At 44.9% G+C, this 16030-nt stretch carries 16 protein-coding genes; 11 read left to right on the top strand and 5 right to left on the bottom strand.

Annotation, left to right across the window (positions count from 1 at the left end; genetic code table 11):
* Positions 1-11 precede the first annotated feature (11 nt).
* From QUF19_RS20860 to QUF19_RS20870, 3 genes are all read left to right on the top strand, one after another.
* Complete coding sequence (locus tag QUF19_RS20860; RefSeq protein WP_286302996.1) at positions 12-980, top strand: helix-turn-helix domain-containing protein; 969 nt, start codon at positions 12-14, stop codon at positions 978-980.
* An 80-nt stretch (positions 981-1060) separates the two neighbouring features.
* Entirely contained in the window at positions 1061-1543 is a 483-nt protein-coding gene (locus QUF19_RS20865; RefSeq protein WP_286302998.1) for a type II secretion system protein, read from the top strand.
* 340 nt (positions 1544-1883) lie between these two features.
* The gene (locus QUF19_RS20870) at positions 1884-2723 is read left to right on the top strand and encodes a hypothetical protein (protein WP_286303000.1); all 840 of its coding nucleotides are present in this window, start codon (positions 1884-1886) and stop codon (positions 2721-2723) included.
* An 81-nt stretch (positions 2724-2804) separates the two neighbouring features.
* Here QUF19_RS20870 and QUF19_RS20875 read toward each other — a convergent pair whose 3' ends face one another.
* Both QUF19_RS20875 and add read right to left on the bottom strand, forming a co-directional pair.
* A complete protein-coding gene (locus QUF19_RS20875; RefSeq protein ID WP_286303002.1) occupies positions 2805-3398 on the bottom strand; it encodes a sugar O-acetyltransferase in 594 nt (197 codons plus the stop codon).
* A 168-nt stretch (positions 3399-3566) separates the two neighbouring features.
* Positions 3567-4565 carry an adenosine deaminase gene (gene add / locus QUF19_RS20880; protein WP_065111595.1) on the bottom strand — a complete coding sequence of 333 codons (999 nt, stop codon included), beginning with the start codon at positions 4563-4565 and terminating at the stop codon, positions 3567-3569.
* Between the two features lie 120 nt (positions 4566-4685).
* Here add and QUF19_RS20885 point away from each other — a divergent pair, with 120 nt between their 5' ends.
* Together QUF19_RS20885 and QUF19_RS20890 are read left to right on the top strand one after the other, a co-directional pair.
* Positions 4686-5621, top strand: coding sequence for a LysR substrate-binding domain-containing protein (locus tag QUF19_RS20885; RefSeq protein ID WP_286303006.1), 936 nt, complete (start codon positions 4686-4688; stop codon positions 5619-5621).
* A gap of 136 nt (positions 5622-5757) precedes the next feature.
* The gene (locus QUF19_RS20890; protein ID WP_286303008.1) at positions 5758-7209 is read left to right on the top strand and encodes a glutathione synthase; all 1452 of its coding nucleotides are present in this window, start codon (positions 5758-5760) and stop codon (positions 7207-7209) included.
* 86 nt (positions 7210-7295) lie between these two features.
* On the opposite strand, the gene QUF19_RS20895 is transcribed toward QUF19_RS20890, so the two are convergent.
* Positions 7296-8069: an AraC family transcriptional regulator gene (locus QUF19_RS20895; protein WP_286303010.1), complete on the bottom strand. Its 774-nt coding sequence runs from the start codon at positions 8067-8069 to the stop codon at positions 7296-7298.
* Positions 8070-8166: 97 nt separating this feature from the next.
* Here QUF19_RS20895 and QUF19_RS20900 point away from each other — a divergent pair, with 97 nt between their 5' ends.
* From QUF19_RS20900 to QUF19_RS20915, 4 genes are all read left to right on the top strand, one after another.
* Entirely contained in the window at positions 8167-9288 is a 1122-nt protein-coding gene (locus QUF19_RS20900) for a multidrug effflux MFS transporter (protein WP_286303279.1), read from the top strand.
* A 167-nt stretch (positions 9289-9455) separates the two neighbouring features.
* Positions 9456-9974: a TetR/AcrR family transcriptional regulator gene (locus QUF19_RS20905; RefSeq protein ID WP_102435926.1), complete on the top strand. Its 519-nt coding sequence runs from the start codon at positions 9456-9458 to the stop codon at positions 9972-9974.
* The gene (locus QUF19_RS20910) at positions 9971-11026 is read left to right on the top strand and encodes an alcohol dehydrogenase family protein (RefSeq protein ID WP_286303013.1); all 1056 of its coding nucleotides are present in this window, start codon (positions 9971-9973) and stop codon (positions 11024-11026) included. Before QUF19_RS20905 ends, QUF19_RS20910 begins: the two co-directional genes overlap by 4 nt.
* A 233-nt stretch (positions 11027-11259) precedes the next feature.
* Positions 11260-12390 (top strand): HDOD domain-containing protein, encoded by a 1131-nt coding sequence (locus tag QUF19_RS20915; protein ID WP_286303015.1) that lies wholly within the window; start codon positions 11260-11262, stop codon positions 12388-12390.
* A 175-nt stretch (positions 12391-12565) separates the two neighbouring features.
* Here QUF19_RS20915 and QUF19_RS20920 read toward each other — a convergent pair whose 3' ends face one another.
* Together QUF19_RS20920 and QUF19_RS20925 are read right to left on the bottom strand one after the other, a co-directional pair.
* The gene (locus QUF19_RS20920; protein ID WP_286303017.1) at positions 12566-12964 is read right to left on the bottom strand and encodes a DUF1090 domain-containing protein; all 399 of its coding nucleotides are present in this window, start codon (positions 12962-12964) and stop codon (positions 12566-12568) included.
* Positions 12965-13027: 63 nt separating this feature from the next.
* Positions 13028-13933, bottom strand: coding sequence for a homocysteine S-methyltransferase family protein (locus tag QUF19_RS20925; protein ID WP_286303018.1), 906 nt, complete (start codon positions 13931-13933; stop codon positions 13028-13030).
* Between the two features lie 240 nt (positions 13934-14173).
* Between QUF19_RS20925 and QUF19_RS20930 the strand changes: the two genes are divergently transcribed.
* Together QUF19_RS20930 and QUF19_RS20935 are read left to right on the top strand one after the other, a co-directional pair.
* The gene (locus QUF19_RS20930) at positions 14174-14875 is read left to right on the top strand and encodes a lipoate--protein ligase family protein (RefSeq protein ID WP_286303020.1); all 702 of its coding nucleotides are present in this window, start codon (positions 14174-14176) and stop codon (positions 14873-14875) included.
* Positions 14876-15018: 143 nt separating this feature from the next.
* On the top strand, positions 15019-16026 hold the full coding sequence (locus QUF19_RS20935; RefSeq protein WP_286303035.1) for a substrate-binding domain-containing protein: 1008 nt from the start codon (positions 15019-15021) through the stop codon (positions 16024-16026).
* The last annotated feature ends 4 nt before the right edge of the window (positions 16027-16030 follow it).

Genomic DNA, 16030 nt, shown 5'->3' on the forward strand with positions numbered 1-16030 from the left:
CACAGGCTAATATGAAAAAGGATAGAGTGATGGGGCTTGATATTCCGCTGATTGATAAGCGTGTGGTGAACCACTTCCAACAGTGTTTGCGAGAAGATAACTCGCTTGTTCTCCACCAAGCGTTGCTTGCTGATCTGGCGCTAGAAGTGAAACTTCCGTTTAGTATGGATACGTCATCGGCTAGCTATGTTCCGCATAAGGTTTTTTCCCTCTTCTTGCATCATCTTAAGGATAACTTGCGTCCGAACGACTTCATTGCAGTGCTGTTAGAGAGTGCCAATCAAGCAGCGAAAGAACTTCGATTTTCAGCTCTTTCGATACAAGATTTCCTTGATGCTTTCCCCATTGAAAAGCTGTCTGTGGAGCAAAGTAAGGAAGGATTATTTGTCTCATTCGAGACGTCAATGCAGTCTGCTAGTCGTGTAGAATCTGAGTTGTTTCTTATCGCTTATACGCACGCTTACTTACAGGCACACTATGCAGAGCTTGGTAAACCTATTCGATATGATTTGATGACAGCCAACTCGCAGGCGTTAAGCGAGTTAAAAATCCAAACCGAGACTCCTCAATATCTTGGGCAAGAGAAAACGTGCATTCAATACGCGCCGTTAGATACGCTTGGTGTGGTTGAAGTCAAAGCCAAGGCTAAACCCATGACTGATGCTCGCAAAGTTGCTGAGGCACTGTCGCCCTATATTGGTCGAATGGATATCGACTTAGACACATTTTGTGCTTTGAACGAGATAGGAAAACGCACCGTCCAGAGAGCATTGAAAAGAGAAGAAACCACTTACAAGGCGATCAAAGGATCATTAGTCATCGAGTTCGCGAAGCGGGTGATCTCACAGCAAGGTTATTCAATATCTGATGTTGCGCTTCATTTAGGTTATGCCGACGCTTCGCAATTCATTAGGGCGTTCAAGCGAGTAAACGGGATCACACCTTATCAATGGCAGAAGGGTAGAAGAAAAATCAAGTAATGGGAATGATTGACGGTATCATTTGATCTCGCTTGAATATATACTGCCGCCCGTTCCATAAAGAATATGAGATTTTTAGGATGAGAAGAACAAGTGGCTTTACTCTAATTGAACTTGTCGCCGTCGTTGTCGTGCTTGGCATTCTTTCTGTGATTGCGACGCCTAAGTTTTTAGGTCTTCAATCTGATGCCAGAGCGGCGGTATTAGAGGGCCTTAAAGGGTCAATGGAAGGCGCAGCTTCGATTGTTTACGGTAAGGCAGCAGTTGCAGGGGTTGAAAACCTTCCAGTGTCGGATGATCAAAGTACCTTAGTGGAAGGTGTTGTGACGGATTACGGTTATCCAACAGCCTCAGAGACTGGTATTGGAACGGCAGTACAAGGACTGCTAGGTGATAACAGTGACTGGAAGCAGCTTGGTTTACATACTGAATCAGAGCCGAACGAAGTCATCGTCTATTCATTTTCTAACGCGTCTGAAGATGAAACCTGCGTCGTGATTTATCGTTCAAATGCTTCTGCAGGTGCACCCACGATTATCTCGTCTAACGCCGATTTGTGTTAGCGATTCAAGCTTACGAATACTGAAAAAGGCCATCTTTATGATGGTCTTTTTTGTGCCTGCTCGGTGACATATTGTGATTTCACTCCTCGTTTTGTAAAACAAGATTATGAACTTTAAGGTGTGGCATTTAATGTCAGTGTTGTTGCTATTTTATGTGACTAATTGAGGAGTAGGTTATGAGTTCGAATCAAATCAAAAATGTCGTGTTTGATGTGATGGCACTGTTGTGTCCGCTGAACTCGGCATATTAAAACCCCTGCCTGAGATCTACCAAGCCCTGGGTGTCAATTTGAAACAGTGGCACCCATTCGAATAATGTCTTCGTTTGAGGATATAGAAAATGAAAAGATACCCACCTAAGTCCATCGTCACGTTCTCGATTTTATCAATATCGATACTGGTGTTAGTGGTGGCTTTCGCGCTTCAAATTCGTGGTGATCAAGCATGTGATGATTGCTACGAATCAGACAAAGGACAGTTCAAGTATGTTCTGTATGATGGAACGTCGCCCTCCGTTATTCCAAGCATCCATAATACCTTATTGATTAACCGTACTCCTTTGATGAAAACGTTCGAGCTTGATTCTATGCCGCCAGTCACCGTTAGAGTGTGGCGAAACCAGAAGGCCTATTTAGACGAGCAAGAACGAAGCATTGGGTATCGATATGCGTTTTCTACTGGGTATATCGAACCTAAGAGTAATGAGATTAGGTTGCTCTATTTTGGTGGTGAAATTCATAAAACCGCTCTACATGAGTTTGTACACTTGCTGACTCTGCAAGTGAATCCGAATTTTGCAAACAATCCACGGTGGTTGTGGGAAGCTATCGCTATCTATAAATCTGAAGATTATTGGTTTCACATGAGTAACAGACATGCCATCAGTAGCCGTTTCGATGGGCTGGTTCAGGACTTATACAATAAGCCGAACAATAGCTCGGCTGTTTATGAGCTTGGCTATACGGTCGGTGAGTTTATTGAACGTTCATGGGGAGAAGGAGCGTTTGTTGATCTCATTAAGAGCAATGGGGATCCCTCTCAGCTTACCGACCAGCCAATAGAATTGCTGTTTTCTGATTGGGAGAAGTTTGTCAAAACCACGTATTTGAGTGGCCCCAAAAGTGAGTATGAAAAAGCCATGGAACGAAGCCCATTCGACAGAAGAGACACGGTAAACTAATCAAAAAATAGGTGATGTTTAATTAAAAAAATCACCTCTTTTGTTATTCATTTTTGGTTGTTGCTTCGTGTCGCTTCCTGTTTATTCGCTGTCGTCACTTGGCTGCTCAGTGTTCAAGTATCGAATTAACTTGGCTGGTGTACCACCGTATAAGCAGTCTGGCGGTACATCGCTGTTGACCACAGAGTTCGCTGCAATCACTGAACGAGCCCCAATCGTCACGCCTTGGTTGATGACGGAGTTGCCGCCAACCCACACATCATCTTCGATTGTTATTGGTAAACAGAAGGTTTCCCATTTACGACGGCTACGATAATCAAGGGAGTGTGATGGCGTATAGAATTGGACGCTTGGTCCAATTAAAACATTGTTTCCAACTTTGATTCTCGCACCATCTAGCATTACTACGTTCATATTAATGAAGGTGTCGTCGCCAATCTCGATGGTTTTGCCAAACTCACAATGAAAAGGGGGCTGGATTAAGCTGCTACTACCAACCTTATCAAATAGCTGCTCTTGCAATGTGTGTTGCTGGTCTGGGTCTTGATGGTTGTTGAAAGCTATTAGCGCCTTTCTGGCATTGGAACGCATGGTATCAATTTCTAAGTCTGCACCATCATACACTTGCCCAGATAGCATCTTTTCTAGTTCAGTTTTATTGTTTGTATTGCTCATGCTTGCCCACTTTCCGAGAGTCTCGGTCTAAATGACGAATACTGCAAGATTAGCGATTTTTGGACATAAAAAAAGAGAAAAGCCTCAGCCTTTCTCTTCCTATTTTGTGCCTTTAAGCACTAATGCTAAGTGAGCCCAGCTATTCAGCAAAAGGCGCGCTTTGCCAAATTAGATTTGCTCAACGAAACCCATTAGGTGCTGTTTCACTTCGTCTGAAGCAAACGCACTTTCTACAGAGTACTTGTAGATTTCTACGTAATCTTCTTTTGTTAGACCGAATGTTTCACACACACGCTTCACTTCGTTGGTCATGGTTGTGTTCGACACAGTGCGGTTATCTGTGTTGATCGTTACAACGATGCCGTCTTTCTTGAATTCAGCAATTGGGTGGTCGCTGAATTTGTGAATACATTTGGTTTGAACGTTACTTGTTGGGCAAGTCTCAAGTGCAACTTGCTTCTCTTTAACGATGTTGTATGCGTCTTCGTTACCTTGGATGTGAACACCGTGCCCGATACGCTCAGCATCCAACATAGTTACTGCATCGTAAACGTTTTGACCATGCCATTGCTCACCAGCGTGCACGGTAATGCGGTAGCCTTTTTCAAGTGCGTATTGCGTGTATTCTGGGAATTCAGCACAGAAACCTGGCTTTTCGCCACCTGCGATATCAAACGCAACAACGCCTTTACCTAGGTAAGGTTGGCCTGCGTCGATCACGTCTTTGATAGAGTCTTTAGGGAACATACGAAGCACAGACATGATGTAGTTGCCCTTGATGTCGTATTTCTCTTCCGCACGCTTCATGCCTTTTACTGCGCTTGCAATGATCGTATCAAGAGACAGGCCTTTGTTTACGTGCAGGATTGGCGCAAAACGAACTTCTAGGTACTTAACGTTTTCTAGTGCTGCGTCTTCGTATAGCTCGAAAGAGATACGTTCAATCGCTTCTTCAGTCTGCATTACTTGCAGTGGCAGGCTGAAACAAGCTAAGTACTCATCTAGGTTTTTACAATCTTCTGGCACCGTTAGAGATTGAACAACCGCGTCGCGATCTTCAGGTAGTTCGATATTGTACTGTTTTGCTAGGTCAATAATCGTATCTGGGCGAACACTTCCGTCTAGGTGGCAGTGTAAATCAATCTTAGGTAGTGCTAGAAAATCCATGAGTATTCCTTAATTCTATTATTCTTTGAGTGTGTTAACTCACATGCGCTAAATTTACCAAGACAATGATATGATTTAAAGTGACAATTAATCATCATTAACCTGAATTTAGGGAATATCATGGTAGATGTTAAAAGCTTACTTAAATGCGATATGAATTTGCTGCTTTGCTTACACGTTCTGATTGAAGAGCGTAGCGTGAGCAAAACGGCAGAGCGACTCTTTTTGAGCCAGTCTGCGGTAAGTAAACAGCTCACCAAGCTCAGAACTTTGTTTGATGATCCGCTGTTTGAGCGAGAATCCAAAGGGCTATTCCCAACCCCTAAAGCACTCGCATTAGCACCTAAGATCCACCAAATCTTGCTGCAGATCGAAAAGCTAACTGTTCCCGAAGTTTTCGATCCTAAAGACAGTGAGCGTACCTTCACTATAGACCTTGTCGAAACCGCCTACACGGCGATCTATCCGCACTTTATGCCGACAGCGCTTGCTGATGCACCGCACATCACCATCAACAGTTCAACGTGGAGCAGCGACAGCTTCAAGCGCTTGCTCAAACGTGAAGTGGATTTTGGTATCGGTATTTTCGAGTTAGATGAACGTGCCTCTACCCACGTGCAATGTATCCCAGATGAATTGGATTACGTTGAGCTGTGTTTGGATTATTCCGTGTGCTTAATGCGTAATGACCATCCTGCGTTGCAAGAAGAGTGGAACCTCGACACCTTCTTGAAGTATCGACACATACAGTTGGTGACGGGCGGAGCGGGCGACTGGCTATTGATGGAGGTGCTGAATTCTAAGCAGCTTGAGATCAACAAAGCCGCTAACGTGTCAGACATCACCAGTGCGATTAAGCTGTGTAAGCAGAGTGATTTGTTGATGTGTTACCCATACAACTCAGTCCGTGATTACATTGATAGCGGTGAGTTGGTGATGAAGCCGGTACCGGTCGATTTGGTGCCGGGAGGCTTATTCTTGTTGTGGCATAAATACTTCGATTCAGAGCCAAGCCACAAATGGTTACGTGACCTGATCATCGAACAGACTCGTTAAGTTGGATATGTAAGCTATACAAAGCTTTGAAAGATAAGATAAACGTAAATATTTAATAAAAAATCCAGCTTTATTTCGTCTTTTGGAATTAAGCTTCGTCTTATTCTGGGTGCTATTTTTATTTGGAAGATGAGATATGACAATTCCACTGTTACCACAACAAATTATTGAAGACGCGTGTGAGTGGGCGATCATGCACGGCGTCGCGTTTCGTCAGTCAGATAATACCGCTAGGCATTGTCCTTTCAGCATTGCGCCAATGACAATGGAGCGTGAGGTTTATGAACACCTGCGCCGAGTGACTCCGTTTATCACTAAGCTGATCAGCAACGTATCGGAAGATCATGATTTTCTGCAGTCTTCGTTGAGCGATATGGCGCAAGCCGATCCATTCTTTGGTCGCTTGATGGAGTTGCATCAACAAGCTCATGGCAGTGCGGATGAACGTTTGAACCCAGCTCGTCAGCCATTGCTATTGATGCGAACTGATTTTATGGATGACCGCCAACACGGTGCAAAAGTAATTGAATTCAATGGTATTGCTGCAGGCATGGCCCCTTTTGGTCAGCGCGCGACAGAATTTCACTCGTTCATGCAAAACCAATGGCCAGAAACGTACAAGAATTGGTTGGAAGACCAGTCTGCAACACCTGCAGAGAATCAAGGTTTAACCCAACTAGCTTATGGTATTGCAACGACCGCAAAGCAAGTTAAAGCGGACTTCAATGAGCAAGGCAAACCAGTTTTCTTGATGGTGGTACAGAAGAACGAAGACAATGTGTATGACCAGCATCTACTTGAAGTCGAGCTACAAAAACAGGGTGTTCGTACGGTTCGCCGTACCTTTGAACAACTAAGCTGTCAGCTTGCAACGGGCGATAACCAACGTCTGTTATTGCAAGATGTTGGCGCTGTTGATGTTGTGTATCTAAGAGCGGGCTATCAGTATTCAGATTACTGGGCACCAGAACTCAACGAATCAGTTTGTTGCCACACGCTCAGTCAGACGCGTTTGTTCATCGAACAACACCATGTCGCTGTGAATGCCACCTTCAGTCAACAGCTAGCAACCAGTAAAACCATGCAAATGCTGCTGACCATGATGCCTGCATCAGAATACGCTCGTTGGGGTTTAACGCTAGAAGAAGCCGAACTGGTGAAGAGTGTTTTAGCCGATATGAAGCCAATCACCAGTGAGTCGATTGAATGGTTTAACACGCAAGCGAATAAGCAAGAATGGGTGCTGAAAAACCAAGGCGAGGGCGGCGGCCACTGTGTATTCGGTGACGACATCAGCGAGCAACTTAGCCAACTTATGCCAAAAGAGTACGACGCATGGGCACTCATGCAGCGCTTGTACCCACACGAACGTGACGTGCCGACTATTGCAGTTCGTGATACTCAACAAACACTCGTCACAGATCTAGTCAGCGAAGTCGGCTTATTTACCGCTTACTATCAAGGTAAGCCAATGACCGAACTGGACGGTTACGCAGGCTACTTGATCCGCAGTAAGCCAGCGAGCGAAAACGAAGGCGGGATCCACAGCGGCAAAGGCATTTTGGATTCTTTGGTGTTGATTGATTAACTCAATATCTCATAATAAAACCAGAACTCATGTTCTGGTTTTTTGTATCTGCTCTTAGCAAAGCCTATGTTTTAATACCAAAACAATCACGCCCCTAACTTATTAAAAGCTAAGGGTGTTTGTCCGGTTTGTTGCTTGAAAAAGGCAATGAAAGCGCTGTTCGAAGAGAACTCTAAATAGTGCGCTGTGTCGGTAACCGTTCGGTTTTGAGCAAGTAGCTCGATCGCCTTGATCAACCGCCATTGTTGACGCCAATCTTGATAGGTCATGCCGGCTTCGGCTTTAAATAGACGAGTGATGGTTTTACTACTCGCTCCAACGGATGATGCCAATACATTCAACGGAGGAACGATAAAATCGGCTTGGTTGACTTGTGCGCAGAAACGCGCCAATCGCCGGTCTGTTGGGAGTGGAAGCATTAAGGTTTGGTGCGTTAAGGAATGAAATTCTTCCCAAAAAAGCGCAGACGTATTGAGTGTCTTGTGCTCCGTGATATCCCATTCCCATAGTGCGATCTTATTGATCAGCGCTTTCAGTAAATCGTTAACTTTAATCGTTGTGATCTCTTCTGGGCACTCAAACACATCGGTATCAAAATACAGAGAACGATACGCGACTACGTTGGTCATTTGAGCTCGGTGTGGAACATGTGGCGGGATCCACACAGCCTTAGTCGGAGGCAGAATACACAAGGCATTATCCAGTGTTAAGGTAATGCAACCTTGCGGCGCATAAAGTAATTGCCCTTTGCGATGCTGATGAATACCTGAATCATGCTGTCCTAGCTCTGCCGCTATTCCCACTACGCTTGCTTTAATGCTATCGGCATCAAAAGCACAGCTGTCATCGATAAATGCCATTTGTCCCAATCTTGTTGTTTTTGGTTTTAATGTTGTTAACGAGCCAAGGTTAGTTTCCTCTAGACTTCCCGTCAAGTTCACTGGTCTTGGAAAAATGATGAAAACAAAACCTTCTTTATGGCAAATGGTGCTGCTGTTGATGTTCCCTCAAATCGCAGAAACCATCTATAGCCCGACTCTGGATTCAATATCGAAATCCTTTGATGTCACTTACACACAAGCTGCTCAAACCCTCTCGATCTATTTCTCTGCATTTGCGTTAGGTGTGGTGGTATGGGGCGTGTTAGCGGATAAATGGGGACGTCGTCCCACTATGTTATTGGGGATGGGGTTATTCGCCTGTTCTGCACTTATTGCCATGCAAACCGACAGTTTTACGTGGTTGATGATAGCAAGAGCGATGGGCGCTTTCGGACTTGCGGTTGGCTCTGTCGTCACTCAAACCATGCTTCGAGATGCTTTTAGCGGCACAGAGCTGGCTAAGGTGTTTGGTTACATGGGCATGGGGCTGTCGATTAGCCCAATCATCGGGTTGCTACTTGGTGGTCAATTAAGCCAAGCAGGTGGGCATCAATATGTGTTTATTGCCTTGTTTATTATGGTGTTAGCGTTGTTGGTGCATAGCCTATGGTCTCTGCCTGAAACGCAACAATCTAAGCAGCCGTTGCAATCAAAATCGCTCAGTATCCACATGATCAAAGACGGCGATATTTGGGTATCGGCACTGCTTGTCGCGTCGTTCAATATTGCGCTGTTTTCATATTACCAACTGGGTTTATTCACCTTCTTACAGCTTGGATTCAGTATCGAGCAGTTTGGTTATAGCGGTGTCGTACTTGGGGTCGGAACCTTGTTGGGAAGCTTGGTTAACAAGGCACTGTTGAAGCGACAAGTTTCATCTATCTCTTTGATTAGCAAAGCGGCAGGGCTTCAAACGGTAGGCGCAGTGGGTGTGTACTTTTCACAACACACGATCTGGTTCTTGCTTCCGATGATGTTGGTGGTTATGGCGTTTGGCATTGCGATTCCTAATGTATTGAGCCGTGCGTTGGTACGTTACCAATCTCAAGCTGGAAGCGCAGGTGCATTGTTTGGTTTGATGTATTACACCTTGATTGGTTCAGGGCTTGCTTTAGCGGGAATGATTCAAGACCTAGGTATGGTGTTGGTACTTTGTGGTGCGTTATCTGTGTTGGTGACGATACGCAGCCGACTCTAGATTTAACGGTAAGTCTCTCATTCATATTGATAAATTCCGTGTCTTATTTGATGCGGGATTTATCATTTTATCCCTTCGTAAATTTGGATATTGACATGGGTAGAGTGATCGTTCTACCCTGTAAGTAGAACAATCATTCTACCTTTAGTTAGGTATAAGAGATCAGCATGTTAAGAGAACAAATTGCAGAGAGCCTTGAGGTTGCGTTTAGTCAGCATGGTTTTGCAGAGCCTAGTGTGGCTCAACTGAAGACGGCATGTAATGTCAGCCTACGTACGCTCTACAAACATTATCCATCGAAAGAAGCGATGATAGTGGGCGCCTTAGAGCACCGTCATCACCGCTACCTAAATTTCCTATTAGAAAATGCGCCTGCTGATGGCCTAGCATCCATGCTGGATATCTTCGACAAGTTACAACAGTGGATGGAAGAGTATGCACCACACGGCTGTATGTCGATGAATGCGATGGCTGCCTTTCCTGACAACGAGATAATTAATCAAGCTGTTACTGAACATAAACGAGAGGTAAAAGCACTTCTGGGTAAGCAGAGTCAACGAGACGATCTGGCTTCAGAGCTTTTTCTACTTCATGAAGGTGTATCAAGCGCGTGGCCAGTATTAGGCGAAGAAGCTGTGACATCAGCACAGAATATGGTGACAAAATTACTCAAGGAAACACGATGAAATTCGAACTACCGAAAACAATGAAAGGCGTAGAGATGTTGGGTCACGGCGGAGCAGAAATGCTTGGCTACCGCGAAGATATCGCTGTTCCTCAAATTGAACCTAATGAAGTGCTGATCAAAGTGATGGCCGCAGGTGTGAACAACACCGACATCAACACACGAATCGGTTGGTACTCTAAAAGTGATGACTCAGACGACGCAAGTTGGTCGGGTGAAGCGTTGAAGTTCCCTCGTATCCAAGGTGCTGACGTGTGTGGTTTCATCGTAGCAGTCGGCAATGAAGTCTCTGCTGATCGTATTGGTGAGCGTGTTCTTATCGAACCTTGTTTAACCGAAGTGTACGGACGAGATCTGCCACAGCCGTGGTATTTCGGTTCTGAGTGCGATGGTGGTTTTGCTGAATACACCAAAGTGGCTGCGAAACACGCTTATGCGGTGAACAGTTCTATGTCGGATGTTGAGCTAGCGTCTTTCCCATGCTCTTACTCAACGGCAGAAAACATGCTGACTCGCGCAAATGTGGCTGAAGGTGATCGCGTGCTTATCTCTGGCGCATCGGGTGGCGTGGGTTCGGCGGCAATTCAATTGGCGAAAGCGCGCGGTGCTTACGTGATTGCGATTACTAGCCCAAGTAAGAACCAACAGCTACTTGAATTGGGTGCTGATGAGGTGATTGCTCGTGATGCTGATTTGGTTGAGGTATTAGGTGCAAACAGTGTGCATGTAGTTATCGATTTGGTTGCCGGTGACAAGTGGCCTGAGTTCCTTGAAGTCCTAAAACCGCATGGTCGTTATGCCGTATCTGGCGCAATTGGTGGTGCGATGGTCGAGCTTGATGTGCGTACTCTATATCTGAAAGACCTTAGCTTTTTTGGTTGCACGGTTTTGGAACCGCAAGTATTCCAAAACCTGGTTAATCGCATTGAGAAACAGCAGATCGGCGCAATTGTCGCGGAGTCTTTCCCATTGGCTGACATCCATACTGCACAAGACGAGTTCTTGAAGAAAAAGCACGTCGGTAAGATTGTACTAGAAGTAGCAGAGCGCTAATTCTAGTAAGCTTCACGATTCCAATCTACGAAAGAGCGAGCAAGCGTTATTTGCTCGCTCTTTTTGTTTCTGGCGAATATCGGGGCTGGTATAGCAAGCCGTTAAGTAACAGATCCTATACAGCTGAAAAATTAATGATTTATTTATCACTGTGTGGTTTATGAGTTACCTGTGCGATAATCACCGCCGTTATATATCCCGATCTATGTTGTATTCATCTAGGAGCCGTATTGATGTTTAAAAGGGTATTGCAGGCACTATTTTCCCCTTTCGTTGCTAATCAAAGTAAGCAAAGTCATTCTTCAAAAAGTGCCTCCCAACAAGCTACCTCCCAACAAACGACCTCTGAGCAGGAAAACGTTAAAGCAGAGCAAGTCACGCCTCGCACTTCAATCTTTGTTCCGCCGTCGTCTGCTCAGCCATCATCACTCATTGTCGATAAAACGATAAGCCTTCACGATGGTGAGTTTCTTGATTATCTGTTTGGCGAGTCCCGTCTGAGAACGGAGTCAGACCCGTTTAGCGATTTTGTCGCCTGCCAAATCGAGCGCTTGATTCGCTCTCCAAAAGCTTTGCTTAATGAACTGCCAGTGATGCCAGCCTCTGTGACCACGTTAATGGCCGAATTACAGAGTGACGAATTTGATGTCGATGCATTGCTAAAAGTGATTGAACGCGAGCCAAGCATGGCTGCCGATGTGATTAAACTGGCTAACAGTGCTTTCTATAAGCGTGGCGAAAAACAGGTTACCGATCTAAAAACAGCATTCTTAAATATGGGCTCTCAAGGGCTAATCGAAGGCGTGGTCAATTCTTATATGAAGAACTTCACGCCGGGCAACAATATTTACTGGCGTCATTTCGGCGAAAAAATTTGGAATCACAGTGTCCAAACGGCCTCTTTTTCTAAGGAGTTGATGAAAGGCTCTTCATCCCAAGAAGATCAAGCCTCAGCCTATTTCGTTGGATTGATTCGTAACTTAGGTAAGATGATCATCTTCCAAATGATGGTCGAAGCTTTCAAGCATGTCGATCCTTCAGTTCCGCCTAACTCGTTGGCATTGAAGCGTTTGATGAACAGCTACTCTATCCGTCTTACTTACACTATTGCTAAGTTCTGGGAGTTACCAGAATCCGTGCTGACGGTGATTGGTTATCAAGAGTCGAGCCGATACGAGGGTACACCACTTGGCCAAGCGGTGTTTGAGGCGAACTACTTAAGTGAGCTTCAATATTTGCTGGAAGCCAAAATGATTACGGCTGAAAATTTTGAAACCAGATGCCAACAAACTTTGGTCACGCCTGCCGCTTATCTCGTAGCTAATCGTTTACTGAAAGAGTCCGAGTTAGCCCTTGTTGGTTAAGTGAATTTGGCTAAGAGATAAAGAAAATCGCCTCTCGAACTGAGAGGCGATGGATTTTAAGCTTACTCAAGCAGACAAGCAGACAAGCAGCAGACAAGCAGCAGACAAGCGAAGCAGGTGCGTGAAGTCAGACTGACAAGTAGAAAGTAGATACATCGATGAAGCGTTGCGATGCTTATTGGATCTCAGACAGCTCTTCCATTAAACGGTCACGCTCTTCAAGTTCGTCTTCGATTTTACGTTGGTACTTTTTCACTTTCTGAGTCTTACCAGACTGTTTCGCTTCTTCGAGATCTTCTCGGTATTCAGCGAGATCTTCTTCACTGGATTCTATTTTTTCAGCGATTTTGTCTTTCAAACTATCATTGGTGCAGTTAGCTTTTACTTCTTTTAGTGCTTTGGTTAAGCCATCAACCTTGTGTTGATTACCGTATTCCTTTGCTTTGTCTATTTGATATTCGATTTCACAGCTTTTTCTCTCACAGCCGGATAAGTCACCACACTGCGAACTCGCAAAACCATGGAATGATAGAACGCATAGAGACAGTATTGAGCTCTTTAGAAGTAGTTTCATGCTTTAACCGTTTGATTTATAAATTGAGTTTAGATTGTTCGATGTTATCAACAACACGAATTATTAGTTTGGCTCAACGTCACTTAATTTCCAGTCCGCCAAAGCTCTAATGTGTTTTGGCCCAATACCACAACATCCACCGACGATATTCGCACCCAGTGCGTGCCAACGTTTTGCGTAAACTAAGTAACCTTGGCCATCCAACTCACGCATCTCTTGAAGCATGTCATTGGCTTCATGTTCGTTGCTGATCGGCGCAAAGTTGTTCGCATAGACACCGATTTCCAGATCACAGCCTAGTTCATCAATTACTTTTTTAGCATCGATGATGGCTTGATCCATCACTTCAGGTACCGAACAATTAAACATAATGCCTGTCGCGTTGGATTGGCAGGCCAGTTTGATGGCGTCTGTTACGCGCTCACCAGAACGAATATTGGCGGAATCGCCCTTGGTGTCTTCCAAACTGAATGCGTAGTAACACGGCTTATTTGATTGCTTGAGTACTGCATGAATGGATTCGAATTCTTGCAGGCTACAAATCGTTTCCGCGATCCAAAGGTCGATGTTTGGATCTTGAGCATCGTAAAGGGTTTGAATGATTGGCGCCGCTGCTTCTACCTTGAACAAGTCAGGTCGGTAGCTACCAAATGGCGGCGGAATTGCTCCTGCAACGCGTACTGTGTGAGGGGCATTGTCAGCAACCGCTTTAGCCAATTCACCAGACAGTGCCGCTAGCGCAAAGCCTCGTTGCTCGAACAGCTCTTCACCCAAGTGAAAAGGCACACACGCATAGCTATTGGTGATCAGGATTTCAGCGCCTGCATCGACAAAGTTTTGATGCGCTTGGCTGACAAATTCGGGTGCTTCAATCAGCGCTTGAGCGCTCCAAAGAGGCTGTGAGAATGGCGCGCCAATTTCTTTGAGTTCTCGGCCCATGCCGCCATCAAGTATGGTTAGTGTTTTCATATTCAATACTATCTAAACAATTGCTGAAGTTCTGCCGCCACCATATCAGACAACCTTGTCAGACAGAAGCCATCAAAGTGGAAGTGGTTTAGTTAAATCAATACATCTCAATAACAAAAGGAAAACGGGTGGGAGAGGTAATTGGTGCTATGCTGCATTGGGTTTAGGAGATATGTTTATCTATCAATCATTTCAGAAAGTTAGATATTAGATCACCACAATCTGTAGAGGAAAAGTGCATTGAAGTTAACGAATAAACTCGTACGTTACCCGCACATTGATGTTGATCGTGCGTTTGAAAAAGAAGCTGAGTTATTGCAGAAGATACAGGCCGGTGAGATTGGACAAGCCTTAATGCTTTGGCAAGCAAAAACGCCGACACTCGTTTTGCCTGCGGGTAAAAAGTGGCCAGTGACGTTAGAGTCTAGAAAACAACTCGCGGAACAAGGCTGGCAACTCACCTCACGAAAAACCGGTGGCGCTCCCGTTCCCCAATTGCCGGGTATCATTAACCTATCGCACATTTACCATTGGCCTCGTGATGAAGCCTACAATATCCAAAAAGCGTATCTGCATTTATGTGATGTATTAACTCATTTTTTTAAAGAGTTAGGCGTTGATGTGGATGTACACGCAACTCCCGGTTCTTATTGTGATGGTGACTACAACCTCAATATCAATAAACAAAAAGTAGTGGGTACTGCTCAGCGCGTTTTACTGAAAAGAGGGGGCGGTCAAATCGTACTTTCGCAAGCCTGTATTTTGTTAGATGCTGATTTAGAAAACATCGTTGCGCCCGTGAACTTTTACAATCAAATTTGCGACAACCCGACCGTTGTGGATGCGCAGGTTCATACGCTGTTGTCTGCGCATGTGACACCCCTGCCCAACGTAGACTCACTCTTTCAGCAGTTAAGCCAAGCCTTCATCAAGCACGCTTAGTGGGAGTCATTTGCAAACGCAATACTAGCTTCTCTGGGGATGAACCATTTCAATTCTATGTGTCGATGGAACTTATGGGTTGAACTTAAGGGAGTGAGAACTTTATAATGTTACTTGTAACATAATAAAGAGTTCAAATAGTTATGACAGAACAACAGAAGAAAACTCGAACCACACTTCAAGATGTTGCAGATAAAGTGGGGGTCACAAAGATGACCGTCTCTCGTTATATGCGCAACCCTGATTCGGTAGCGGCCAAAACTCGCGTGAAAATTGCTGCGGTTATTGAAGAGATGGGATACATCGAAAACAAAGCGCCCGCTATGCTATCCAAGTCGTCGAGTAAGGCGATCGGGATCTTACTCCCGTCACTATCAAACCAAATATTTGCCGCGTTTGTTCAAGGTATCGAAACGGTGACCAAAGAGAACGGCTACGAGACGTTGCTTGCTCACTTTAGCTATGATGCTGTGGAAGAAGAGGAAAAAATTGCTTCGTTGCTTTCGTATCACGTTGATGGGTTGATATTGACGGAAAGCCACCACACCCCCCGCACGTTACAGATGATCAAGAATTCAGGTGTTTCTGTTGTTGAAACGATGGAACTGCCGACGAACCCGATCGATATGGTTGTTGGCTTGGACCATATTGATGCTTCTTACCATGTCGTGAAGCGCATGATTGAAGCCGGTAAACGTTCTATTGCTTACTTTGGCGCTCGATTGGATGCGCGAACTAAGCTGCGTTTGCAAGGCTATGATAAAGCGATGCACGAGGCCGGACTTGAACCTAAGCATGTATTGACCGAACAACACTCAAACTTCTCTTTGGCAGAAGATCTGCTTGATCGTGCTCTTGCGGATTACCCAGATCTTGATGGCGTGTTCTGTACCAATGATGACATTGCAATAGGTACCTTGCTAATTGCACAGCAACGTGGAATCGAAGTACCTAAACAACTTGCAGTCGTCGGTTATAACGCTTTGGATATTGGCCAAACCATACGCCCAAAACTGACCAGTGTAGATACTCCACGTTATGAGATGGGGAAGAAAAGTGCCGAGCTACTGCTTGCTCGCTTGAAAGGTGAACCAGTCACGGAAACGATAGTGGATATGGGCTATCGCATCACTGATGGCGAAAGTGTTTAGCCAA

It is taken from the genome of Vibrio sp. FE10 (assembly GCF_030297155.1).
Classification (GTDB): Bacteria; Pseudomonadota; Gammaproteobacteria; order Enterobacterales; family Vibrionaceae; genus Vibrio; species Vibrio apostichopi.